We start from the raw sequence: 22,230 nt of genomic DNA, 5'->3' as shown, positions 1-22,230 counted from the left end.
CACACAAAGCACCAGGCAGAATTCGAATCAGAAAAACCTGAACCAAACAAAAGACACCAAAAACTGGCATCAAAAAACAAACCATCTTATGTGGCAGGAAGACGGGGAGTCCCCCACCAAGATGGCCAAAAACAACAAACAAAAACCACCAAACACACTATTGAGTTCTCAAACAACAGACCATATTGTGTAGAAGCTACCCGGTTCGGGGCAACCCTGCCAGCTTAAACTATCTTGTCTGGCGAGTCAAGCTTCTCTGTCTCGCGTCTCCGCGGCGACTTCAAAAGATTAGAACTACCGACGTTGCGAAGTCAAATCCGCAGGTCAGAGGCCCAAACTCGCGGATCTGCCGACTACGGCGAGCTTACCCGCTCGATGCCGGCACCCAAGCTCGCCAGGTTCTCGACGAACATCGGGTAGCCCCGATCGATGTGGTAGACGTCGTGGACCTCGGTCTCGCCATCGGCGACCAGGCCGGCGAGCACCAGGCCGGCGCCGGCGCGGATATCCGATGCCCATACCGGCGCACTGGACAGCTGCGGGATTCCGCGCACCACCGCGTGGTGACCATCGGTTCGCGCGTCCGCACCCAACCGGATCATCTCCTCGACAAACCGGAAGCGTGCTTCGAAGACGTTCTCGGTGATCATCGAGGTGCCGTCCGCGACACAGGCCAGCCCGATCGCCATCGGTTGCAGGTCGGTCGGGAATCCGGGAAACGGCAGCGTCGCGACGTTGACCGCTTTCGGGCGCTCGTACTGGACGACCCGGAAGCCGTTGTCGTTCTGGGTGACCGTCGCGCCCGCGTCGTGCAGCTTGTGCAACACGAGCTGTAGATGTGCGGGGTCGACTCCGGTCACCGAGATGTCGCCGCGGGTCATCGCGGCGGCAATGCCCCAGGTGGCCGCGACGATGCGGTCCCCGATCACACGGTGTTCGGTCGGATACAGCCGGTCCACCCCGGTGATCGTCAACGTCGATGAGCCGGCGCCCGAAACCTGGGCGCCCATCTGGTTGAGCATCGTGCAGATGTCGGCGATATCCGGTTCACGTGCCGCGTTGTGGATGGTCGTGACGCCCTCGGCGAGCACGGCGGCCATCAGGATGTTCTCGGTCGCCCCGACCGATGGGAACTCCAGCTGGATCTCCGCGCCCCGGAGGTGATCGGCTTCGGCGACAACGCATCCGTGCTCGATATTGCACCGGGCGCCGAGTTGTCGCAGGCCGGCCTGATGCATGTCCAGCGGCCGCGATCCGATCGCGTCACCACCGGGCAACGCCACCCGGGCCCGTCTCCCCCGGCCGACAAGGGGACCGAGCACGCACACCGACGCCCGGAACTGCCGGACGGCGGCAAAATCCGCGTCGTACTTCACCTCATCCGGGGAGGTGATACGGACGGTGGAACCATCGAGTTCGACGGTCGCGCCCAGCCCGCGCAGGACCTCCGCCATCAGCGGAACATCCAAGATGTCGGGGCAGTTGGTGATCGTGCTGGTGCCCTCGGCGAGCAATGCCGCCGCCATCAACTTCAGGACGCTGTTCTTGGCGCCCCCGACGGCGACTTCGCCCGATAACCGGCTCCCGCCCGTCACCACGAAACGATCGCTCACGCGGGCCAGTGTAAGCAGACCGCGCCCTGGATTCAGAACGGCCGAAGTCCCGATCCGGCGGGCGCGGCCGGTACGGTTTAGCCATGGCCGTGCACCTGACCCGCATCTATACCCGGACCGGCGACGACGGCACCACCGGGCTGAGTGATTTCAGTCGCGTCTCCAAGAATGACGCCCGGTTGGAGGCGTACGCCGACTGCGACGAGGCCAATGCCACCATCGGCGTCGCCATCGCGGTCGGCCGGCCGGAAGACCGCATCCGCGCGGTGTTGTTGCAGGTGCAGAACGACCTGTTCGACGCGGGCGCCGACCTGTCCACGCCGGTCGTCGAGAATCCGGAGTACCCACCGTTGCGGGTCCTACAGGACTACATCGATCGCCTCGAGGGCTGGTGCGACGAGTTCAACGAGGACCTGCCCAAGCTGGATTCGTTCATCCTGCCGGGCGGGACGCCGTTGTCGGCCCAGCTGCATGTGGCGCGCACAGTGACGCGGCGAGCCGAGCGTTCGGCCTGGCGGGCGGTCGACCAGTACGGCGATGGGGTGAGCGTGCTGCCGGCGAAATACCTCAACCGGCTGTCCGATCTGCTGTTCATCCTGTCCCGGGTCGCCAACCCCGACGGCGATGTCAAATGGCAGCCGGGCGGTCAGCGCAGCAGCTAGGCCGACCGGCGCCGGGCCCGGTGTGAGGGCCGCGATTCCAGCCAGGACGTGAACGCGGTCAGTGCACCGCGATCGAGCGCGATCTCGAAGTCGCGGTCGCCGTCGCGCAACTGCAGCACGGCGATCTCGTCGCTCATGATGTCGAACTCGTCACCGCGCGGGGCACGCCGGGACACCACTTCCAGTCCGAGCCGGTTCAGCCGGCGGTCCGGCCACCAGCGTGCGCTCGACAGCCGATAGAACTCGGCCGCGGACTCGCCGTAGCGCAACACCCCGTGGCGCCAACCGTGCCCACCCTCGGCCGGGAAATCTCGCAGGATCGCCGCGGTGCCGCCGACCTGACGCAGCTTCCACAGTCGGTAGCCGAGCGCGGCGACGGCAAGCAGCAAAACGCCGACGAGCGCGACCATGAACAACATGGACGCGCTCATCGGCGTTGCCTACTAGTCGATCTGCCCTACAGCACGCAGCCGCGCACGGCCCCACGCTGCGGTGGCCTCGTCGTCGGACTCGGAGTCACGCTTGGCCGCATCGGCATCGATCTCCGACTCGAACTGGGCATTCTCCACCAGGAGACTGACCCCGCCCTCGGTGACCGACAGGAATCCTCCGTCGACCGCGATACGAAGATCGTCCTCGCCCTCGCGCTCCACGCGCACCATCGCGTCATCGACCAACTGCGCCACCAGCGGAATGTGCCGCGGCAGAATGCCGATCTCGCCCGCGGTGGTGCGGGTGAAGACGAACGTGGCCTTGCCGGACCACAGCTTGCGCTCGACGGCGACAATCTCGACGTCCAGTTCAGCCACAGCACACCACCTTTCGAGTTACCGCGTCAATCACAGCTTGGCGCCGAGCGATTCTGCCTTCTTCGCCAGGTCGTCCAGACCGCCGATGAGGAAGAACGCCTGCTCGGGCAGGTGATCGAACTCGCCCTTGGCCAGCTTGTCGAAGGCCTCGATGGTCTCCTTGAGCGGCACGGTCGAGCCCGGCTGACCGGTGAACTGCTCGGCAGCCATCATGTTCTGGCTCAGGAAGCGCTCGATCTTGCGGGCGCGGTACACCAGAACCTTGTCTTCTTCGGACAGCTCGTCGATACCGAGAATGGCGATGATGTCCTGAAGATCCTTGTAGCGCTGCAGGATCCGGATGACTTCCTGGGCGACACGGTAGTGCTCGTCGCCGACCACGCTGGGGTGCAGGATCGTCGAGGACGACGCCAGCGGGTCCACCGCGGGGAAGATGCCCTTGGAGAACACCGCGCGGGAGAGCTCGGTGGTGGCGTCCAGGTGGGCGAACGTGGTGGCCGGAGCCGGGTCGGTGTAGTCGTCGGCGGGCACGTACACGGCCTGCATCGAGGTGATCGAGCGACCACGGGTCGAGGTGATGCGCTCCTGCAGCTCGCCCATCTCGTCGGCCAGCGTCGGCTGGTAACCCACGGCCGAAGGCATACGACCGAGCAGGGTCGAGACCTCGGAACCGGCCTGGGTGAACCGGAAGATGTTGTCGATGAACAGCAGCACGTCCTGGCCCTGCTCATCGCGGAAGAACTCCGCCATGGTCAGTGCGGACAGGGCGACGCGCATACGGGTGCCCGGCGGCTCATCCATCTGGCCGAACACCAGGGCGGTGTCCTTGAGCACGTTGGCGTCCGCGAGCTCGACCCACAGGTCGTTGCCCTCACGGGTGCGCTCCCCCACGCCGGCGAACACCGAGGTGCCACCGAAGTTGCGGGCGATGCGGTTGATCATCTCCTGGATCAGCACGGTCTTGCCGACGCCGGCACCACCGAACAGGGCGATCTTGCCGCCACGCACATACGGGGTGAGCAGGTCGACGACCTTCAGACCGGTCTCCAGCATCTCGGTGCGGGGCTCCAGGTCGGCGAAGGCCGGTGGCTTGCGGTGGATGGACCAGTGCTCGAAGTCCTTGCCGTAGCCGGGCTCGTCGAGGCAGTCACCGAGGGCGTTGAACACGTGGCCCTTGACGCCGTCTCCGACGGGCACCGAGATGGAGGCGCCGGTGTCGGACACGTCCTGGCCGCGGACCAGGCCGTCGGTCGGCTGCATGGAGATGCAGCGCACCAGGTTGTCACCGAGGTGCTGGGCGACCTCCAGGGTCAGCGTCTTGGCCAGCGCACCGAAGGTGATGTCGGCGTGCAGGGCGTTGAGCAGTTCGGGCACGGAGCCACGCGGGAATTCGACGTCGACCACGGGGCCCGTGATACGAACAACGCGACCCGTCGTGGTCTTTTCTGCGACAGCAGTCATATTCCTTTTCGCTTCCTGAAAGGGTCTTGCTCTAAGACTATTTCGCGTCGGCCAGCGCGTTCGCGCCGCCGACGATCTCGCTGATTTCCTGGGTGATCTGTGCCTGACGCTCGCGGTTGGCCGCCAGCGTGAGTGCCTTGATCAGATCGTCGGCGTTGTCGGTGGCCGACTTCATGGCGCGCCGGCGCGAAGCCGACTCCGAGGCGGCCGCCTCCAGCAGTGCGGCGTACACGCGGGTCGCGATGTAGCGCGGCAGCAGTGCGTCGAACAACGTCTCGGCATTGGGCTCGAAGGAGAACAGCGTGCGCGGTCCGTCCTCGGGCTCGTCGTCACCCACGTACTCGACGACCATCGGGGCGACCCGCAGTGCCACCGCGGTCTGCGACAGCATCGAGCGGAACTCCGTCGACACGATGTGGATCTCGTCGACACCCAGGATGCCGTCGGCCCCGCCGTCGTCGTCGTCGTCGTCGGCGCCGGACATGAAGGACGTCACCAGCGTCTCGGCGATCTCCTTGGCGTTCTCGTACTCGGGCCGCTCGGAGAAGCCGGTCCACGATTCGACGACCTCGCGGCCACGGAAGCTGTAGTAGCCCAGAGCCTTCCGGCCGACCACGTAGAGCACCGGGTCCTTGCCCTCGTCACGCAGCAGCGAGAACAGCTCCTCGGCGCGGCGCAGCACGTTGGCGTTGTAGCCACCGCACAGACCGCGGTCCGAGGACACCACCAGCACGGCGGCCCGCTTCGGATTGTCCCGCGGGACGAGCAGCGGGTGATCCAGCGCGCTGGCTCCCGCCAGCTCGGTGAGCATGTTGGTGATCTCGGTGCTGTACGGCCGGGCCGCATCGACCCGCGCCTGCGCCTTGGCGATCCGCGACGTGGCGATCAGCTCCTGGGCCTTGGTGATCTTCTTGATCGACCCGGCGGAGCGGATACGTCCGCGTAGCTCGCGCAGTGTGGCTGCCATTGGTTACCTAGGCCTTCTTGGGTGCAGGCTTACGGACCTTGACCGATTCCTTCTCCAGGTCCTCGGGATCCAGAGCTTCGGAGTCGGCCTCGTTGACGACGGAGCTGCCGTCGCTCGCCGAGAAGCCCTTCTTGAAGTCGTTGATGACGGTGACCAGCTTCTCGGAGGCATCGTCCGAGAGCTTCTTGGTCTCGCGGATTCCGTCGAGGATGTCGGAGTGGCTGGCCTTGACGTGCTCCAGCAGCTCGTCGACGAAGCGCTGAACGTCCTCGGCCGGAACCGAATCCAGGTGGCCCTGGGTTCCGAGGAAGATCGCGACGACCTGGTCCTCGACCGCCAGCGGGCTGTACTGGGGCTGCTTGAGCAGCTCGACCAGCCGCACACCGCGGTCCAGCTGTGCCTTCGAGGCCGCATCCAGGTCGGAGGCGAAGGCCGCGAAGGCCTCCAGCTCGCGGTACTGCGACAGGTCCAGACGCAGCGAGCCGGCAACCTCTTTCATGGCCTTGATCTGCGCGGCGCCACCGACACGGGACACCGACACACCGACGTTCACGGCCGGGCGCACACCCTGGTTGAACAGGTCGGACTCCAGGAAGCACTGGCCGTCGGTGATCGAGATGACGTTGGTCGGGATGAACGCCGAGATGTCGTTGGCCTTGGTCTCGATGATCGGCAGACCCGTCATCGAACCACCACCGAGCTCGTCGGACAGCTTCGCGCAACGCTCCAGCAGACGGGAGTGCAGGTAGAAGACGTCACCGGGGAACGCCTCGCGGCCCGGCGGACGACGCAGCAGCAGCGAGATGGCACGGTAGGCATCGGCCTGCTTGGTCAGGTCGTCGAAGACGATCAGGACGTGCTTACCGTCGTACATCCAGTGCTGGCCGATGGCCGAACCGGTGTAGGGAGCCAGCCACTTGAAGCCGGCCGGATCCGACGCCGGGGCCGCGACGATGGTGGTGTACTCCATGGCGCCGCCCTCTTCGAGAGCGCGCTTCACGGACGCGATCGTGGTGCCCTTCTGGCCGATCGCGACGTACACGCAGCGCACCTGCTGCTGCGGGTCACCGGTCTCCCAGGCCTGACGCTGGTTCAGGATGGTGTCGACGCAGACCGCGGTCTTGCCGGTCTTGCGGTCGCCGATGATCAGCTGGCGCTGGCCGCGGCCGATCGGGGTCATGGCGTCGATGGCCTTGATGCCGGTCTGCAGCGGCTCGCCGACGCCCTGACGCTGCACCACCGAGGGGGCCTGCAGTTCCAGTTCGCGACGGGTGTCCGAGGCGATATCGCCCTGGCCATCGATGGGCTGGCCCAGCGGGTTGACCACACGGCCGAGGAAGGCATCGCCGACCGGGACCGAGAGAACCTCGCCGGTGCGCTTGACCTGCTGGCCCTCTTCGATCTTGTTGAACTCGCCCAGGATCACGGCGCCGACGCTGTGCTCGTCGAGGTTGAGCGCCACGCCCAGCACGCCGCCCTCGAACTCCAGCAGCTCCTGGGTCATGACCGAGGGCAGTCCCTCGACGTGGGCGATACCGTCGCCGGCATCGACGACGGTGCCGATCTCTTCCCGCTCGGTCTCGGCGGAAAACGAGGATACGTAGTCCTCGATGGCACCTTCGATATCAGAAGCGGAGATTGTCAACTCTGCCATGGTTTTTCGTCTTCCTACCTGTTTGATCTGGGTGATAAGTCTGCTGGGTCAGTCCGGCAGCTGGGTCTGCGCGGCAGCCAAGCGGGACGCGATGGAACCGTCGATCACCTCGTCGCCGACGGTGATCGAGAGACCACCGAGCAGCGCCGGATCGACATGCAGTTGCACGGACACCGGGTGCCCGTAGATGCGGCTCAGCACGGCGGTGAGCCGTTCGCGCTGGGCATCGGTCAGGTCCGCCGCAGCGCTGACGTGCGCGACGATCTCGCCGCGACGGGCGACCGCGAGCTCGGCGAGGTCGATGACCGCGACGTCGGCGCGCTCCCCGCGCAGCAGGGTGACCGTCTGGGCCAGCAGCGCGGCCGCGGTGCCGTTGTTGGCATCGCCGACCACCTTCTCCAGCAGGCCGATTCGGCCGGCGGAATCGGTGGTGTAGTCGCTGAGCAGATTGGTCAGCCGCGGTTCGCTGTCCAGGACACGACCGAACCGGAACAGCTGATCCTCGACCTCGTCGACCTCGCCGGCGACGTTGGCACGCTGCAGCAGGGCCAGCCGCGCGATGTGCTCGATGCCGTCGACCAGGTTGGCCTCGGTGGACCAGCGCTGTCCGACCGCGGTGCGGACGAGCGTGAGGGCGGGATCGCCGATCTTGCCGGTCAGCAGCTTGTCGGCGAGCGCCACCTTGGCCGACGAGTTGTCGGTCGGCTCGGCCAGATGCTTGGCCAGTGCGGTCTCGGTGAGCAGCAGCTTGGCCACTGCGGTCAGATCATCGGCCAGCTTCGTCAAACCTTCGGCGTCCAAACCGCCTGCCACCGAGTCGAACTCGGAGACCAGGGTGGCCAGCGCCTCCCGGCTGGCGGCCCGCAGACCCGCAGTCGCGCCGGTCTCGACGGACGCCTCGGAGGGAGCCATCTGATCGAGATCGTCGAGGAAGCGGTCGACGGTTGCCGACTGGGCGGCCGGATCGGCCACGTGCGCACGCACCAGTTCCTCGGCCTTGGCCACGGCCTCGGCACCGAGCCCGAGCCGCAGCTGGCGGACCACCTGCTGACGGAGCAGGTGGACCTGCTGTCCGCCCTGGGCCTTGATGCGCTCGGCATCGACCCCGGCCTGCTCGGCCAGCTGCGCCTTGATCCGCTCAGAGTCCTGACGCGCCTCGTCGGTGACGTGGGTGGACTCGGCCTTCGCCTCGGCCAGCGCCTTGGCGTGCATGGCATCGGCATCAGCGAGCTTCTTTGCCGCCTCGGCACTTTCGGCCAGGGCAACGCGGATGGCCTCCTGCTGCTTGACCATCAACCCCTTGATCAGGGGCACCACCCATTTGACGAGGATGAACACGATGACGGCAAAGCCGATCAGCTGTCCGATGAATGTCGACATCTACCTATTTCCGTCCCGAATTCACGTCGACGCCGAGGATGCGGCCGGCCAGGGTGGCCGACAGGCCATCCACTGACGAGGCCAACTCGGCTTGAGCGGCCGTGCCCTGCTGGGACAGCTGCTCGTTGGCCTGGCGTACCGTCTCGGCGACCTCACCGCTGGCCTCGGCCCGCTTCGCGTCGACGACCTGACGGCCCTCGTTGCGCGCCTCGTCCCGCAGAGCCGATGCCTCGGCGCGCGCGCCGGCCATCGCCTCGTCGTAGTCGGCCTGTGCGGCGGCCACCTGCTCGGCCGACTTGCGATTGTCCGCGGCGGTCTTGGCCAGCATGGCCTCGCGCTCGGCGAGCACCTTGCTGATCGGCGGTACCACCCACTTCCAGATCACGCCGAGCGTGATCAGGAAGATGAGCAGCACTGCGAAGAAGGTGCCGTTGGGGATCAGGAAGTTGCTGGTCCCCCCGCCCTCTTCGGCCGCGAGAATGGTCGTGGTCACTTCACCCATACCGGCGGGTTCTTAACCTTCGATGAGGCCGGGCGTGGCGAAGACGAACAGCGCCATGAAGGCCAGGTTGATGAAGTACGCGGCCTCGACCAGACCGACGGTGATGAAGAACGGGGTGAACAGCCGGCCCTGGGCCTCGGGCTGACGGGCGATACCCGAGATCAGCGCGTTACCGGCGATACCGTCACCGATACCGGCGCCGATGGCACCGCCACCCATGATCAGACCGCCACCGATCAGCGCGCCAGCAGTGATGATGGCGTTGGGATCGAGTTCCATTACTTTCTTCCTCCTTGTAACTGGCGGCGGTGCCACCAGGACTGCTTCATACGGGTCGTGCGGGTCTTGTCAGTGCGCGTGCTCTTTGGAGTCGTGGTCGTCGTGAACTTCCATCGCCTGGCTGAAGTACAGGATGGTCAGCAGGCTGAAGATGAAGGCCTGGATCAGGCCGACGAAGAGGTCGAATGTCTTCCAGATGGCGTTGGGGGCCCACTGGATGTACCAGGGGAACATCGCGATCAGGCCGACCAGGATGCCGCCGGCGAAGATGTTGCCGAAAAGTCGGAGTGCCAGCGAGATCGGCTTGGCGATCTCTTCGACGATGTTGATCGGCGCCAGGAAGGCGACGTGGCCCTTGACGACGGCGACCGGATGGCCGACGACGCCGCGGCGCCAGACACCGGCCGCGTGGTAGCAGATGAAGACGAACAGGGCCAGCGCCAGCACGAAGTTGATGTCCGAGGCGGGCGGCTTGTAGAGCTCGGCGGCCGCACCGTCGGAACCGCCGTACTGCCAGGGGAACACGGCCAGCCAGTTCGAGATCAGGATGAAGGCGAACAGCGCGACGGCCAGCGGCAGCACGAACGGCGCGATCTTCATGCCGATCGAGCCCTCGATCTGCTGGCGCATCTGGATGGTCAGCGCCTCCCAGAACAGCTGCACGCCACCCGGGACACCGGTCGAGGTGACCTTGGACTTCAGGTAGAACGCCAGACCGATGATGATCAGCGCCGTGATGGCGGTGGCCATGATCGTGTCGCCGTTGAAGGTCATGCCGAACAGTTCGAACACCATGACGTGGTGTCCGACGTGGATGGCGGTGCCACCCTCTTCGGCGGCGAGAATGGTCTCAGTCATGCCCGTGCGCTCAGCCCTTCGAATCCGATGCAGAGACGTCTTCGACGTCCAAACCGTTGGCGCGGATCTTCCGCAGTACCGGGATGCTGGTGCTCATCACCAGCAGGCCCTGGAAAATCGCCAGCCCGAACAGCACGGCGATGCCGCCGTGTCCCTTGAAGAAGATTGCGATTGCCAGTCCGACCGCGGTGATGACCAACAGTCTCGTGGCGGAGTTTAGAGCCATCTTCTTCTTGAGTGGGTGGTCTTCCATCGTGATGGACTCGACCGCCCGCCGCACCAGCAGTGCGTTGAGCAAACCGAGGCCGAGACCGACACCGAAGAAGACACCGAAGAAGATGTGGCCGACGAAACCGGCGGCGGTGATGGCCAGCGCGGTGAGGGCGATGATGACGACCAGCAGCCGAACCGGACGGAAAGCGACTGAGGGGAACACCAGGGGCGCGTCATGCGCTGGTGTCGTCACGTGGTTCACCTCAATCCCGCGGCGTCGAGGGGCTTGGTCGTCTCTAACACTGAAAACTGCAAAGATCCTGTGCGTGCCTGCCGAGAATATCGGAGGGCAGCGGACTCGCTGAACTCACCCACGGGGTAGCTCCCTTTGTCGGTCGTGTATCGGCGCCGATCGGTCTGTCACAACCGATGGGCCGGGCCGGCAACCCGCGAGGTTTTCGGGTTATGACGCGAACGGTACCACAAGGTAGGAGGCACAAAAACAGGCCTACTACTTTTTGTCGTACACCGGCTTTCAGGGCTCCTCGATCGGACTGTTCCGCCCCCGCAGCAGCGGTATCAGGGTGACCACGCCGGCGACCACGATCGCGGCCAACATCACCGCACCGGTCTGCCGCGGATCGAAGAAGATGGTGCTTGCCGCGCCCAGTGCCACGATGCCCACCCACATGTAGATCAGCAGGACGACGCGGCGGTGCGAATGGCCGATCTGCAGCAGCCGGTGATGCAGGTGCATCTTGTCCGGGCTGAACGGGCTCTTGCCGGCCCGGGTACGCCGCACGATCGCCAGCAACATGTCCAGAGCAGGCACGAACATCACCGCCACCACCAACAGGAACGGCGACAGCAGCGCGAAGACATCGCGGGCACCGTAGGCGTTCTGCGAGATCGGGCCCGCCGCCGTGGTCGACGCCGCGGCCAGCATCAGGCCGATGAGCATCGAGCCGGAGTCACCCATGAAGATCTTGGCCCGGTGGAAGTTGTGGGGCAGGAAGCCCAGACAGGCCCCGGCCAGCACCACCGAGATCATCGCCGGCGGGTAGAACAGCACGTCGCCGCCATGGTCGCGCAGCAGCCCCACCGAGAAGATGCAGATAGCCAGCGCGGTGATCAGCCCCAGTCCGGCCGCCAACCCGTCCAGACCGTCGACGAAGTTCATCGCGTTGACGATCGAGACGGTCAGCGCCAGGGTCAGCAGGATCGAGGTCACCTGGTCCAGCACGATGGTGCCGACCCCGCCGATCGGGATGTAGAGCACGCTCCAGGCCACACCCATCGTGACCAGCACGCTGGCCGCGGTGATCTGGCCGGCGAACTTGGTCAGCGCGTCCAGGCCCCAGCGGTCGTCGATCAGTCCCACGAGCATGATCAACCCGCCGGCCACGACGACCGCGGGCATGCCGGTGGAGTAGACGAACCCGCGGTTGAGCGCCGGGAGCTGAGAGGCCAGCAGCACTGCCACGACGACGCCCACGTACATCGCCAGCCCGCCCATGCGTGGGGTCGGCTGGACATGCACATCGCGCTGGCGCGGATAGGCGACCGCGCCGACCCGGGTCGCCAGTACCCGCGCCCACCCGGTCGCGAAGTAGGTGATGATCGCCGCGGTGAGCCCGACGAGCGCGAGCTCGCGCAGCGGGACGCCGGCACCGCGGTCGGAGAGGGCCAGCAGTCCGTCAGCCAGCAGAACCATGGGCGTCCTCGGGCGCGAGGTCGGCGGCGTCGACCCCGAGCACCCGGGCGATGTCGGCGATCGGCACCGGACCCTCGCGCAGCACCCGCGGTGTCGGCCCGGACACGTCGACGATGGTCGAGGCGGCGCCCTGCGGGGACGGTCCGGCATCGAGGTAGACCTCGACCCGCTCCCCCAGCTGGGCCTGGGCGTCGGAGGCGGTGACCGCGGCGGGGAAGCCCGACACGTTGGCGCTCGAGACGGCCATCGGCCCGACCTCGCGCAGCAGCTCGATGGCCACCGGGTGCAGCGGCATCCGCAACATCACCGTGCCGTTGGCGTCGCCGAGATCCCACTGCAGCGACGGCGCATGGCGCACCACCAGGCTGAGCGCGCCGGGCCAGAACGCCTGGATCAACTCACGCGCCGATGGCGGCACGGCGTACACCAGGCCGTCGATGGTGTGCCAGGAACCGACGAGCACGCCGACGGGCATATCGCGGCCGCGGTTCTTGGCCGCCAGCAGCGCGCCGACCGCCGCATTGTCGAACGCATCGGCGCCGATGCCGTAGACGGTGTCGGTCGGCATCACGACGAGCCGGCCGCCCTTGACCGCGCTTACCGCCGAGGCCAGTCCCCCGGCCCGCTGGTCGGGATCGGAGCAATCGAACATCGAGCTCATGCGGCCGCCTCGCAAGCTCGGCGGACGCATGACCGGCACATGATTCGCTCGCAGGCGTCGCTCATGTATTCAGCTTCTCACCGCGGTGACGAAACGGGGACGGCCGGTCAGGTCACGGCGCGCCGTGACGCCGTCGAATGCGCCGTGTCCGGCAAAGAGCGCAGTGGTGGCCTGCGACGTGGTGTCGTCATGCTCGACACCGATCTGACCGCCCGGGCGCAGCAGCCGGGCCGCCATGTCGACGATCGGGCGGATGACCTCCAGGCCGTCCGGTCCGCCGAACAAAGCCTGGGGCGGATCATGTTCGGCCACTTCGGGTTCCAGTTCGGCGCCGTCGGGGATGTAGGGCGGGTTGGCCACGATCAGGTCCACCGTGCCGTCGAGTTCGGTGAGCAGATCGGGCCGCGTGACGTCGGCATGCAGCAGTTCGACCACCGATCCGGCGGTGTTGGCCCTGGCATAGCGCAGCGCATCCGGCGAGCGCTCCACCGCGATGACGCGGGTACCGGGAAAGTGGACGGTCAGGGCCAGCGCCAACGCGCCCGACCCGGTGCACAGATCGACGATGACGCCGTCGCGCGGGACCGTCACGCCGTGGGCCCATTCCAGCAGGGCCTCGGTTTCCGGCCTCGGGATGAACACCCCGGGACCGACCGCGAGAGCGACCGGGCCGAAGGCCGCCGTGCCGAGCAGGTGCTGCAATGGCACGCGCAGCACCCGCTGTCCGATCAGCAGCCCGTAGCGCTCCGGGAAATCCGGTCCGGGTTCGACGAAGGCGAGCCGGCCGCGGTCCACCCCGGCGACATGGGCAGCCAGTTGCTCGGCGTCGGCACGGGCCGAGTCGATCCCGGCGGCCGCCAGCGCGGCGGCGCCGTCGGCGATCGCCTGCCGCAGCCCGTTCATCCGTTGCCGGTTCGCGCGCAAACCCGGATCACGCCTGTTGCAGCCGGGCCTGCTTGTCGGCGGAGGCCAGCGCGTCGAGCAGGGCATCCATATCACCGTCGAGCACCTGGTCGAGGTTGTGCGACTTGAAGTTGATGCGGTGATCGGCGATGCGGTTCTCGGGGAAGTTGTAGGTGCGGATCCGCTCGCTGCGGTCGACGGTGCGGATCTGGCTGGCCCGGTCCGCGGACGCATCCGCGGAGGCCTGCTCCTCGGCCAGTGCCTGCAGACGCGCGGCGAGCACCACCATGGCGCGGGCCTTGTTCTGCAGCTGGCTGCGCTCGTTCTGACAGGTGACGACGATGCCGGTGGGCAGATGGGTGATGCGCACCGCGGAGTCGGTGGTGTTGACGCCCTGGCCGCCCTTGCCGGAGCTGCGGTACACGTCGATACGCAGATCGGACTCGTCGATCTGGACTTCCTCGACATCCTCGGGCTCGGGATAGACCAGCACGCCGGCGGCCGAGGTGTGCACCCGACCCTGTGACTCGGTGACCGGCACCCGCTGCACGCGGTGCACGCCGCCTTCGAACTTCATCCGCGACCAGACGCCGTCGGCCGAGTCGCCCTTGCCGGCGATGGTGATGGTGGCGTCCTTGTAGCCGCCCAGATCCGACCAGGTCTCGTCGAGCACGGTGACCGTCCAGCCGTGCCGCTCGGCGTAGCGGATGTACATCCGGGCCAGGTCGGCGGCGAACAGCGCCGATTCCTCGCCGCCCTCACCGGATTTGACCTCCAGCACCACATCGTCGGCGTCATGCGGGTCGCGCGGGGCCAGCAGATCGGTCAGCTTCGCATCGAGATCGGCGACCGTCTTCTCCAGCTCGGGCACCTCGGCGGCGAACGCCTCGTCCTCGGCGGCCAGTTCGCGGGCGACTTCCAGATCCCCCCGGGCGGATTCCAGCTTGCGATAGGTGGAGACGATCGGCGATACCTGCGCGAAGCGGCGGCCGACCTTGCGCGCGGCGCCGGCGTCGGCATGCAGCGCCGGGTCGGCGAGTTGGCGCTCGAGGTCGGTGTGCTCGGCGAGCAACGCCTCGATCATGGGCGCGGTGTCAGTCACCGGCGAACCTCCCTGCAAACGCAGATCGGCGCCCGGCCTGACACGTGGACAGGAACGGGCGCCGATCGGACAACTAGTTGTCGGCCGCAGCCTTCGTGTTGCGCTTGCCGTAGCGCTTCTCGAAGCGGGCGACACGGCCGCCGCTGTCGAGGATCTTCTGCTTGCCGGTGTAGAACGGGTGGCACTGCGAGCAGACCTCGACCACGATGTGGCCGCTGTCCTTGGTGCTGCGGGTGGTGAAGCTGTTGCCGCAACCGCAGACCACAGTGGTCTCGGCGTAGTTGGGGTGGATACCCGATTTCATGGTTTTCCTCTTCAATCGTTGGCCGCCGGGTCGCCCGAGCCCAGACCTGGGAGTTTTCGAGCGTGAACCGGAACCGAGGGTCGACGGTCCATTATGCCAGGTCAACCGCCAGTTGCGAAAACGCGTGACCAGCGGCCGCTATTCCCGGCCGACCGGGACGTAGGTCTGCCCATCGCGTTGCCAGAGGAGACGCCCCTGTGGATCGGTCCCGAGCGCGACCAGCTCGCGCTTGAGGATCTTGTTGGTCGCGGTGCTGGGCAGGTCCTCGGCGATCCAGACGTAGCGCGGACGGGCCTTCGCTGAGAGGTCGGACTGGGCGGCGAGGAACTCGGCGAACGCCTGCGGGGTCAGCTCGGCGTCGTCCTGCAGCACCACCGCGGCCATCACCTGATCGCCGACGTACTGGTCGGGCACCGGATACACCGCGACCCGGTTGATGGCGGGCAGCCGCAGCAGGATCCGCTCGATCGGGGCGGTCGTCAGGTTCTCCCCGTCCACCCGCATCCAGTCGGCAGTGCGGCCGGCCAGGTAGATCCAGCCGTCGGCATCGCGGTAGGCCAGGTCGCCCGACCAGTAGATGCCGCCACGCAGCCGCTCGTCGGTGGCGGCCTGATCGTTGTAGTAACCCCGGAACAGGCCGCTGCCGGTCGTGTTGACCAGCTCACCGGTGGCAGCGTCGGCATTGATCAGTTTGCCGTCGGCGTCGAACTGCGCCACCGCACATTCCTGCGCGGTGTCCGGGTCGTAGATGGCCACCCCGGGGAAACCCTGCCCGATCGATCCGGGCGGGGTGTTCTCCGGCCGGGTGATGATGACGGCGGTCTCGGTGGAGCCGAAGCCGTCCCACACGGTGCAGCCGAAACGCCGGCCGAAAGCCTCGATATCCCGGTCTGCGGCCTCGTTGCCGAAGGCGATGCGCAGCGGGTTGTCCGCATCGTCGTGCTGTTCGGGGGTGGCCAGGATGTAGGCCAGTGGCTTGCCGACGTAATTCATATAAGTGGCGCCGTAGCGGCGGATGTCGGGCAGGAACGACGATGCCGAGAACGTCGCCGGGGCCATCGCCGCGCCGGCCCCGATCGCGACGCTCCAGCCGGCGTAGACGGCGTTGGAGTGGAACAACGGCATCGCCAGATAGCAGGTGTCGGCCGGCCCGAGTTCGTAGCGCTGCACCAGTGCGCTGCCGGCGAACAGCACCGTCGAGTGCGGAACCTCCACCGCCTTGGGCTCGCCGCTGGTACCCGAGGTGAAGATCATCATGAAGGTGTCCTCGGGCGCGACCTCGCGGTGCGGGCGCAGCTCGGGAGCGGCCGCCAATCGCTTCTGCCACTGGTCGTCGGTGACGTCGTGGACGGTGACGCCGGGAAGGTCGACATCGTCGAGCAGCCTGCGGTGCTCGGTGTCGGTGAGCAGGATCTGGGTGTCCACCCTGGCGATGTCGCGGCCCAGCGCGGCCCCGCGACGGGTGGTGTTGACACCGCACAGGACGTATCCCCCCAGGCCGGCGGCGGCCAGCGCGGTGAGCATGTGCGGCGAGTTGCCGAGCAGGACGGCGACGTGCAGCGGGCGCTGCGGGTCGGCGGCGGCGATGACGGCCGCGGCCTGCCGGGCGGCGTCCTGGATATGGGTGCGCCAGCTGACGGTGGTGTCGGCGTGCTTCACGGCGATGCCGTCGTCATCGGCCCGGCTGCGCAGCAGTTGCTGCAGTGTCTCCGCCATGCGCTGGCACCTCCGTTGGTGAACAGATTTGCCCAACTGTCTACCACCGCCCACCTGCCCCGCGATACTGATGGGGTCCTTGGCAGAATGCAGTACAACGTGTGCTAATCGCACGACCGAGTTCGAGGAGACCACCCTTGCCGACCGCCACGGCCACCGTCCGCGACCGCCTGATCGACGCGGCGGAGGTCTGCCTGCACGCCAAGGGCATCCGGGCCACCACGGTGTCCGAGGTCGCCGAGACCGCCGGGGTCTCACGCGGCTGGTTGTACCGGCACTTCCCGGACAAGGTGACCCTGCTGGGCGCGGCCATCGTGCGCCTCAACGAGGTGTACTGGTCGCAGGCCCACGCCGTGCTCGAGCAGGTGCACGGCCTCGATCAGCAGATCGTGGCAGGCATCCGGCACGGGCGGACCGCCTACGACGACCCGGGCGCGCTGCTGATGAAGCTGCGTCTCGACGAGCCCGAGGAGTTCGCGGCATGTGCGGGCGCCGGCGTCCAGGGACTGGTGCCGGACCTGGCGGGCTTCTGGTCGCGCTATCTGATCGCCGCCCGCGATGCCGGCGAGATCCATGCGGACGTCGTCATCGCCGAGGCCTCGGAATGGGTTGCGCGCGTGGTGATCTCGCTGGCGACCGTGCCGGGTGACACGCTGGACCCGAGCGACCCGGCGCAGCTGCTCGTGCACGTGCGCCGCTACGTGATCCCGGCGCTGAAAGCCGACCCGAACGTCTGAATACCTGCGATTTCGGTGAGGATACGTGCGGTGCGCGCACGTATCCTCACCGAAATCACGCTTCGTCGGCGAAGGTGAACTCTCCCGCCGCGATCCTGTCCAGCATGCCCGCCGTCCAGACCGCGTGCGCGGCGAAGGACCCGCTCCACAGGTCCAATAGATGCCCGGCGTGGGGAGCCTCGCCGGTATCGGGCCACTGCGGTTTCATCTGTTGGAGCTGAGTTTCGATATCGCGGGTGGTGCCGAGTTGGGTGCGCAGCAGCTCGGCGACGCGGGCGCGCGGCAGGCAGCGCATGAACGCGATGCCCGCACCGAGTTCCTCGATATCGGGACTCACCAGCGCCTGCTGCAGGAGCGAAAGGAACTCCCGCTGCCCCGCCGGCGTGACGGCATAACTCACCCGGCTGGGCCCGCGCGGGCTGCCTTCGGGTTGTGCGGCGCACAGGAATCCCTCGCGGGCAAGCTGTTTGACCGCGTGGTAGATCGACGGTGGCTTGACGGCGGTCCAGGTGTCGACCCGCCAGGACGTCAACTCCTTGTGAATCGCGTAGCCGTGCAGCTCGCCTCGGGAGCGCACGACGCCGAGCACCAGCAGCCGGACCGTCGGAGCGGTTACGCCAGCCACTGCCGGAGTTCGGTGATGGCGGTGAGTTCGTCGGCGATGGCGCTCCGCTCGGTGTCGGTCAGGTCGAGGGCCGCCAGCTCTGCGGCGGCCGTCTGTTCGGCGTCGGGGTCGGCCAGCGCGACCGCGAGCTCGACGCGGTCGGCCAGTGCGCGGGCCAGATCGACCCGCGGCGCATCGTCGCGGTGGCGGCGCAGCGCGGTGTCCAACGCGCGGGCGGCCAACGCGTCGTCGTTCTTGAAGTCCCGGAAGATGCGCACGTTGTCGTGCGCCTTGGCCAGTCCGGACAGCTCGCGTGATCCGCCGTACTCGATATCGCCCTCGCCGCGGCTGATGAACACAAGGCAGTTTCCGGACGGGTCGAGGATCTGGAAGCGGCTCTGCCCGGGCCGCAACCGTTCGATGCGGGGCAGGCCTCGGAACGGAATGCGCCCGTAGTGCTGCCGGAGGCGAGCACTGAACACTGCGTGACAGCCGGCCACGTCGTCGACGAACAACAGGCATCCGCCGGTCAGCTCGTCGCCGATCGCGAGGCTGGGCGCCGCCTCTTTGAAGTGCAGTTCGATGCCGTCGAAGGCGAACGCCAGATACAGGTAGGGCTTGGTCTGTTGATCGCTGACGTCGAAGCCCAGCGCTCGGTAGAACTCGATGGTCTGCGCCGGCGTGGCGCACGGCAGCAGCGGAACGGTGGTCGCGGGCACGCCACCACGGTACTCAACTTTGACTAGTGGGGTGAGGCGACCTGGGAGCCGGGGCGCCTCGCGCCCACCAGCAGACGCAAAACTGCCCCCTATCGATGGATAGAGGGCAGCTTTGCGACTGCTCGCGCAGCGAAACCGGGATCAGTCGTTGTCCATGCCACCCGGGGTCGTCTTGGACACCTGGACCAGGAACTCGTAGTTGGTCTTGGTCTTACGCAGTTGGCTCATCAGCAGGTCGATGGCCTGGTGGCTGTCCAGCCCGGACAGCACCCGGCGCAGCTTGTGCACGATCGCGAACTCGTCGGCACCGAGCAGCAGCTCGTCCTTGCGGGTGCCCGACGGGTTGACGTCGACGGCCGGGAAGACGCGCCGCTCGGCGATCTTGCGGTCCAGCTTGAGCTCGGCGTTACCGGTGCCCTTGAACTCCTCGAAGATGACGGTGTCACCGGTGGAGCCGGTCTCGACCATCGCGGTGGCGATGATGGTCAGCGACCCGCCGTGCTCGATGTTGCGCGCCGCGCCGAGGAACCGCTTGGGCGGGTACAGCGCGGTCGAGTCCACACCACCGGACAGGATGCGACCCGAGGCGGGCGAGGCGTTGTTGTACGCGCGACCCAGCCGGGTGATCGAGTCGAGCAGCACCACGACGTCCTTGCCCTGTTCCACCAGGCGCTTGGCGCGCTCGATGGCCAGTTCGGCGGCCTGGGTGTGATCTGACGGCGGCCGGTCGAAGGTCGAGGCGATGACCTCGCCCTTGACCGAGCGCTGCATATCGGTGACCTCTTCGGGACGCTCGTCGACGAGCACGACCATGAGGTGGCATTCCGGGTTGTTGCGGGTGATCGCGTTGGCGATGTCCTGCATGATCGTCGTCTTACCGGCCTTGGGCGGGGACACGATCAGGGCGCGCTGGCCCTTGCCGATCGGCATGATCAGGTCGATCACGCGGGTGGTCAGCCGATCGGGGGTGGTCTCCAGACGCAGCCGCTGGTTCGGGTACAGCGGGGTCAGCTTGGTGAAATCCGGTCGGTTCTTGGCGTTCTCGACCGGACCGCCGTTGACGGTGTCCAAGCGCACCAGCGGGTTGAACTTCTGCCGCGGGTTGTTGCCGCCGCTGCTCTCGCCTTCGCGGGCCACCCGCACCGCACCGGTGACGGCGTCACCGCGGCGCAGGCCGTTCTTGCGGACCATGTTCATCGAGACGTAGACGTCGTTCGGGCCGGCGAGGTAGCCGGATGTCCGGACGAAGGCGTAGTTGTCGAGCACATCGAGAATGCCCGCCACGGGCTGGACGACATCGTCTTCGCGCAGTTCGGTGTCGCGGTCTCCCCCGCCACCGCCCTGGCCGCCGCCGTCACCGCCGCCGGAGCGCTCGCCGCGCCGTCGACGGTCCCGGAACCGACGTCCACGACGGCCGCCGCGACCCTCGTCATCGTCGTTGTTGTTCTGGTTGTTGGCGCTGTTCTGGTTACCGCCGCCGCTGTTGTTGGCGTTGCGGTTCTGGTTACCGTCCTGCTGGTCGGCCCTGTCGTTCCGGTTCGAGTTCTCGTTGCGGTCCGAGTTGTCGTTGCGGCTCGTGTTGTCGCGATTCGCGTTCTCGTTGCGGTCGCCCTGCTGGGCACCACCGGACTTGGTCGTGTCGGTGTCGCCGCCCTTGCCCGTGTTGTCGTTGGCGTCCCCGGACTGGGCGGTGTCACTGTCCTGCCGGTTGTCCGGCGCACCGGATTGACGGCCGGCGCTGCGGCGCTCACGACGCTGCGGGCTCTGCTGCGGCGCGTCGCCGCCCTGGCCGGTTTCCGCCTGCGCGGACTGCTCAGGGGTCGAATCGAGCGTCGGCTGCTCCACCGGAGCGGACTTCGGCGCCTTCTCCGCCTTCTCCGCGGGTGCGGACTTGGCGCCGGCGGATTCGCCGCGATGCTCCCTGATGGCCGCGATCAGATCGCTCTTACGCATGCCGGAGGTGCCCTTGACACCTACTTCGCTGGCCAGCGCCCGCAGGTCAGGGAGCAGCATCGACGTCAGCGAGCCGGAGCGGCCACGGCCGGCGCCTGCGCTCGGCGCGGCACTGGTTGAAGTCATGGCTTCCGCGGGCGCACTGCCACTGTCGGCTGCCGTGATGAGGTCCGTATCAGTCACGGATTTCCTTTCTTTCCCTCGCATATGGCGTTGATGCGAGGGGATACCCGAAGGTCATCTGCACCCAGCCAAGCGGCCGGGCGCGTGGTCTTTCGCGACGCCACCGTCACGTGCGCGACGGTGATCGCCAGGGTCGGCCGCCGCGCGGCAGACCGAGGGGCCACGAGTGAAACACGAGAAGATTGGGTGTCGTCCTAGTGTCGGCGCAGGTAGAAACGCTGCGATTGCTGGACGAAAGCGAGAATAACCCGCATCAGGCGTGGTTGCAAGAAGCGCCACGGTTTGCGTGTTCGTCCCGACCCTTACGTCCCTGGACTCCAACGTACGCCGTCGCCGGCGGTCATCTCGGTCACGGTGAACCCGTTGGCGGCGCCGTAGGCCAACGCCTCGCCGGGCAGATCCCGGCCGTCGGTCAACGCGATCACCGCAGGTCCGGCACCTGACAGCACCGCTGCCACTCCACAACGCCGCAGGACAGCGAGGTATTCCGCCGACGCGGGCATCGCCGGGCCGCGCTGGTTCTGATGCAGTCGGTCCCCGGTCGCCTCGAGCAGCAGGTCGGGCCGCTCGGTCAGCGCGATGACGAGCATGGCCGCACGCGCCACGTTGAACCTGGCGTCGGTGTGGCTGACGCTCTCGGGCAGCAGGCCCCGGGTCGCCGCGGTCGACGACCGCGTTTCGGGAACAGCCGGGAACAGCCGGATGTCGGGGTGCAACCGCAGGCGCGCCGCGTCGTAGCGGGCCGGATCGCTACCGTCGACCGTCCACGAGACCACCGCCCCGCCGAGCACGGCGGCTGCGGCGTTGTCGGGATGACCCTCGAATTCCGAGGACAGCTGGACCAGCTCGTCTCGGGACAGCTCCGGCGAATCGACCTGCGCAGCAAAACCATTGGCGATGGCGAGCCCGCCGACGACGGCAGCGGCCGACGAGCCCAAGCCGCGCGAATGCGGGATCACATTGCGGCAGTGCACCTTCAGACCGGTGGCCTGCAGGCCGGCGGCGTCCAGCCCGCGCTGGATAGCCTGCACGACGAGATGGTCGGCAGTAAGTGGTACCTGACCGGCGCCCTGCCCCTCGACGTCGATGACGAGACCGGATTCGGTTGTCTCGACCTCGATTTCGTCGTACATGCTCAGCGCCAGGCCCAGGCTGTCGAAGCCCGGACCCAGGTTGGCGCTGGACGCCGGCACGACGACACCGGCCCGCAGGCCGGTCGGCAGGGTGTGGGTCACC

24 protein-coding genes are annotated in these 22,230 nt (G+C 67.2%); 3 read left to right on the top strand and 21 right to left on the bottom strand.

What is annotated here, in order from left to right; genetic code table 11:
* Positions 1–193, top strand: a 193-nt coding sequence (locus tag BST17_RS29510; RefSeq protein ID WP_207573692.1) for a hypothetical protein, incomplete at its 5' end; no start/stop codon positions are given.
* 160 nt (positions 194–353) lie between these two features.
* On the opposite strand, the gene murA is transcribed toward BST17_RS29510, so the two are convergent.
* A complete protein-coding gene (murA, locus tag BST17_RS21690) occupies positions 354–1,613 on the bottom strand; it encodes a UDP-N-acetylglucosamine 1-carboxyvinyltransferase (RefSeq protein WP_083060968.1) in 1,260 nt (419 codons plus the stop codon).
* A gap of 83 nt (positions 1,614–1,696) precedes the next feature.
* Here murA and BST17_RS21685 point away from each other — a divergent pair, with 83 nt between their 5' ends.
* Positions 1,697–2,275 carry a cob(I)yrinic acid a,c-diamide adenosyltransferase gene (locus BST17_RS21685; RefSeq protein ID WP_083060967.1) on the top strand — a complete coding sequence of 193 codons (579 nt, stop codon included), beginning with the start codon at positions 1,697–1,699 and terminating at the stop codon, positions 2,273–2,275.
* Here the strand turns inward: BST17_RS21685 and BST17_RS21680 are convergent.
* From BST17_RS21680 to fadD1, 16 genes are all read right to left on the bottom strand, one after another.
* Entirely contained in the window at positions 2,272–2,706 is a 435-nt protein-coding gene (locus BST17_RS21680; RefSeq protein WP_083060966.1) for a DUF2550 domain-containing protein, read from the bottom strand. The genes BST17_RS21685 and BST17_RS21680 overlap by 4 nt on opposite strands.
* Before the next feature lie 12 nt (positions 2,707–2,718).
* Positions 2,719–3,084 (bottom strand): F0F1 ATP synthase subunit epsilon, encoded by a 366-nt coding sequence (locus BST17_RS21675; protein ID WP_030136029.1) that lies wholly within the window; start codon positions 3,082–3,084, stop codon positions 2,719–2,721.
* A 30-nt stretch (positions 3,085–3,114) separates the two neighbouring features.
* Positions 3,115–4,545 (bottom strand): F0F1 ATP synthase subunit beta, encoded by a 1,431-nt coding sequence (gene atpD / locus BST17_RS21670; protein WP_083060965.1) that lies wholly within the window; start codon positions 4,543–4,545, stop codon positions 3,115–3,117.
* Positions 4,546–4,582: 37 nt separating this feature from the next.
* Complete coding sequence (locus BST17_RS21665; RefSeq protein WP_083060964.1) at positions 4,583–5,512, bottom strand: F0F1 ATP synthase subunit gamma; 930 nt, start codon at positions 5,510–5,512, stop codon at positions 4,583–4,585.
* Positions 5,513–5,519: 7 nt separating this feature from the next.
* Positions 5,520–7,166, bottom strand: a complete 1,647-nt coding sequence (gene atpA, locus BST17_RS21660) for a F0F1 ATP synthase subunit alpha (protein WP_083060963.1) — start codon at positions 7,164–7,166, stop codon at positions 5,520–5,522.
* A 48-nt stretch (positions 7,167–7,214) separates the two neighbouring features.
* The gene (locus BST17_RS21655; RefSeq protein WP_083060962.1) at positions 7,215–8,546 is read right to left on the bottom strand and encodes a F0F1 ATP synthase subunit B/delta; all 1,332 of its coding nucleotides are present in this window, start codon (positions 8,544–8,546) and stop codon (positions 7,215–7,217) included.
* Between the two features lie 4 nt (positions 8,547–8,550).
* On the bottom strand, positions 8,551–9,048 hold the full coding sequence (locus BST17_RS21650; RefSeq protein ID WP_083060961.1) for a F0F1 ATP synthase subunit B: 498 nt from the start codon (positions 9,046–9,048) through the stop codon (positions 8,551–8,553).
* A gap of 12 nt (positions 9,049–9,060) precedes the next feature.
* The gene (locus BST17_RS21645; protein WP_083060960.1) at positions 9,061–9,327 is read right to left on the bottom strand and encodes a F0F1 ATP synthase subunit C; all 267 of its coding nucleotides are present in this window, start codon (positions 9,325–9,327) and stop codon (positions 9,061–9,063) included.
* 69 nt (positions 9,328–9,396) lie between these two features.
* The gene (gene atpB, locus BST17_RS21640) at positions 9,397–10,185 is read right to left on the bottom strand and encodes a F0F1 ATP synthase subunit A (RefSeq protein WP_083060959.1); all 789 of its coding nucleotides are present in this window, start codon (positions 10,183–10,185) and stop codon (positions 9,397–9,399) included.
* Positions 10,186–10,195: 10 nt separating this feature from the next.
* Positions 10,196–10,651 carry an ATP synthase subunit I gene (locus BST17_RS21635; RefSeq protein WP_083060972.1) on the bottom strand — a complete coding sequence of 152 codons (456 nt, stop codon included), beginning with the start codon at positions 10,649–10,651 and terminating at the stop codon, positions 10,196–10,198.
* Positions 10,652–10,933: 282 nt separating this feature from the next.
* Positions 10,934–12,112: a glycosyltransferase family 4 protein gene (locus tag BST17_RS21630; protein ID WP_083060958.1), complete on the bottom strand. Its 1,179-nt coding sequence runs from the start codon at positions 12,110–12,112 to the stop codon at positions 10,934–10,936.
* Entirely contained in the window at positions 12,096–12,773 is a 678-nt protein-coding gene (locus BST17_RS21625) for an L-threonylcarbamoyladenylate synthase (protein WP_083060957.1), read from the bottom strand. The genes BST17_RS21630 and BST17_RS21625 overlap by 17 nt, the downstream gene beginning before the upstream one ends.
* 69 nt (positions 12,774–12,842) lie before the next feature.
* Positions 12,843–13,676, bottom strand: a complete 834-nt coding sequence (prmC, locus tag BST17_RS21620; RefSeq protein WP_083060956.1) for a peptide chain release factor N(5)-glutamine methyltransferase — start codon at positions 13,674–13,676, stop codon at positions 12,843–12,845.
* A gap of 28 nt (positions 13,677–13,704) precedes the next feature.
* Positions 13,705–14,778: a peptide chain release factor 1 gene (prfA, locus tag BST17_RS21615; protein WP_083060955.1), complete on the bottom strand. Its 1,074-nt coding sequence runs from the start codon at positions 14,776–14,778 to the stop codon at positions 13,705–13,707.
* Between the two features lie 73 nt (positions 14,779–14,851).
* A complete protein-coding gene (gene rpmE / locus BST17_RS21610) occupies positions 14,852–15,082 on the bottom strand; it encodes a 50S ribosomal protein L31 (protein WP_083060954.1) in 231 nt (76 codons plus the stop codon).
* 138 nt (positions 15,083–15,220) lie between these two features.
* Positions 15,221–16,798 (bottom strand): fatty-acid--CoA ligase FadD1, encoded by a 1,578-nt coding sequence (gene fadD1, locus BST17_RS21605; protein WP_083060953.1) that lies wholly within the window; start codon positions 16,796–16,798, stop codon positions 15,221–15,223.
* A gap of 137 nt (positions 16,799–16,935) precedes the next feature.
* Between fadD1 and BST17_RS21600 the strand changes: the two genes are divergently transcribed.
* Positions 16,936–17,535, top strand: a complete 600-nt coding sequence (locus BST17_RS21600; protein WP_083060952.1) for a TetR/AcrR family transcriptional regulator — start codon at positions 16,936–16,938, stop codon at positions 17,533–17,535.
* 55 nt (positions 17,536–17,590) lie between these two features.
* Here the strand turns inward: BST17_RS21600 and BST17_RS28840 are convergent, their stop codons facing one another.
* The 4 genes from BST17_RS28840 to thrB form a co-directional block, all read right to left on the bottom strand.
* Positions 17,591–18,160, bottom strand: a complete 570-nt coding sequence (locus tag BST17_RS28840) for a PadR family transcriptional regulator (protein WP_109750240.1) — start codon at positions 18,158–18,160, stop codon at positions 17,591–17,593.
* The gene (locus tag BST17_RS28835; RefSeq protein ID WP_109750239.1) at positions 18,148–18,858 is read right to left on the bottom strand and encodes a DUF8817 family protein; all 711 of its coding nucleotides are present in this window, start codon (positions 18,856–18,858) and stop codon (positions 18,148–18,150) included. Before BST17_RS28835 ends, BST17_RS28840 begins: the two co-directional genes overlap by 13 nt.
* 141 nt (positions 18,859–18,999) lie before the next feature.
* Positions 19,000–20,994: a transcription termination factor Rho gene (rho, locus tag BST17_RS21590; RefSeq protein WP_083060951.1), complete on the bottom strand. Its 1,995-nt coding sequence runs from the start codon at positions 20,992–20,994 to the stop codon at positions 19,000–19,002.
* Between the two features lie 302 nt (positions 20,995–21,296).
* On the bottom strand, positions 21,297–22,229 hold the full coding sequence (gene thrB / locus BST17_RS21585) for a homoserine kinase (protein ID WP_083060950.1): 933 nt from the start codon (positions 22,227–22,229) through the stop codon (positions 21,297–21,299).
* Position 22,230 lies beyond the last annotated feature (1 nt).

The organism is Mycolicibacterium bacteremicum, assembly GCF_002086115.1.
Lineage (GTDB): Bacteria > Actinomycetota > Actinomycetes > Mycobacteriales > Mycobacteriaceae > Mycobacterium > Mycobacterium bacteremicum.
Note: the sequence above shows the minus strand (reverse complement) of the source record. Positions and strands in the feature narration are given on the sequence as shown.

Bases quoted from the DNA above. Each gene is read 5' to 3' on its own strand.
- BST17_RS21685 (WP_083060967.1), top strand. From the start codon at position 1,697: ATGGCCGTGCACCTGACCCGCATCTATACCCGGACCGGCGACGACGGC.
- BST17_RS21680 (WP_083060966.1), bottom strand. From the start codon at position 2,706: ATGAGCGCGTCCATGTTGTTCATGGTCGCGCTCGTCGGCGTTTTGCTG.
- atpD (WP_083060965.1), bottom strand. From the start codon at position 4,545: ATGACTGCTGTCGCAGAAAAGACCACGACGGGTCGCGTTGTTCGTATC.
- BST17_RS21665 (WP_083060964.1), bottom strand. From the start codon at position 5,512: ATGGCAGCCACACTGCGCGAGCTACGCGGACGTATCCGCTCCGCCGGG.
- atpA (WP_083060963.1), bottom strand. From the start codon at position 7,166: ATGGCAGAGTTGACAATCTCCGCTTCTGATATCGAAGGTGCCATCGAG.
- BST17_RS21655 (WP_083060962.1), bottom strand. From the start codon at position 8,546: ATGTCGACATTCATCGGACAGCTGATCGGCTTTGCCGTCATCGTGTTC.
- BST17_RS21650 (WP_083060961.1), bottom strand. From the start codon at position 9,048: ATGGGTGAAGTGACCACGACCATTCTCGCGGCCGAAGAGGGCGGGGGG.
- BST17_RS21645 (WP_083060960.1), bottom strand. From the start codon at position 9,327: ATGGAACTCGATCCCAACGCCATCATCACTGCTGGCGCGCTGATCGGT.
- atpB (WP_083060959.1), bottom strand. From the start codon at position 10,185: ATGACTGAGACCATTCTCGCCGCCGAAGAGGGTGGCACCGCCATCCAC.
- BST17_RS21630 (WP_083060958.1), bottom strand. From the start codon at position 12,112: ATGGTTCTGCTGGCTGACGGACTGCTGGCCCTCTCCGACCGCGGTGCC.
- BST17_RS21625 (WP_083060957.1), bottom strand. From the start codon at position 12,773: ATGAGCTCGATGTTCGATTGCTCCGATCCCGACCAGCGGGCCGGGGGA.
- prmC (WP_083060956.1), bottom strand. From the start codon at position 13,676: ATGAACGGGCTGCGGCAGGCGATCGCCGACGGCGCCGCCGCGCTGGCG.
- rpmE (WP_083060954.1), bottom strand. From the start codon at position 15,082: ATGAAATCGGGTATCCACCCCAACTACGCCGAGACCACTGTGGTCTGC.
- fadD1 (WP_083060953.1), bottom strand. From the start codon at position 16,798: ATGGCGGAGACACTGCAGCAACTGCTGCGCAGCCGGGCCGATGACGAC.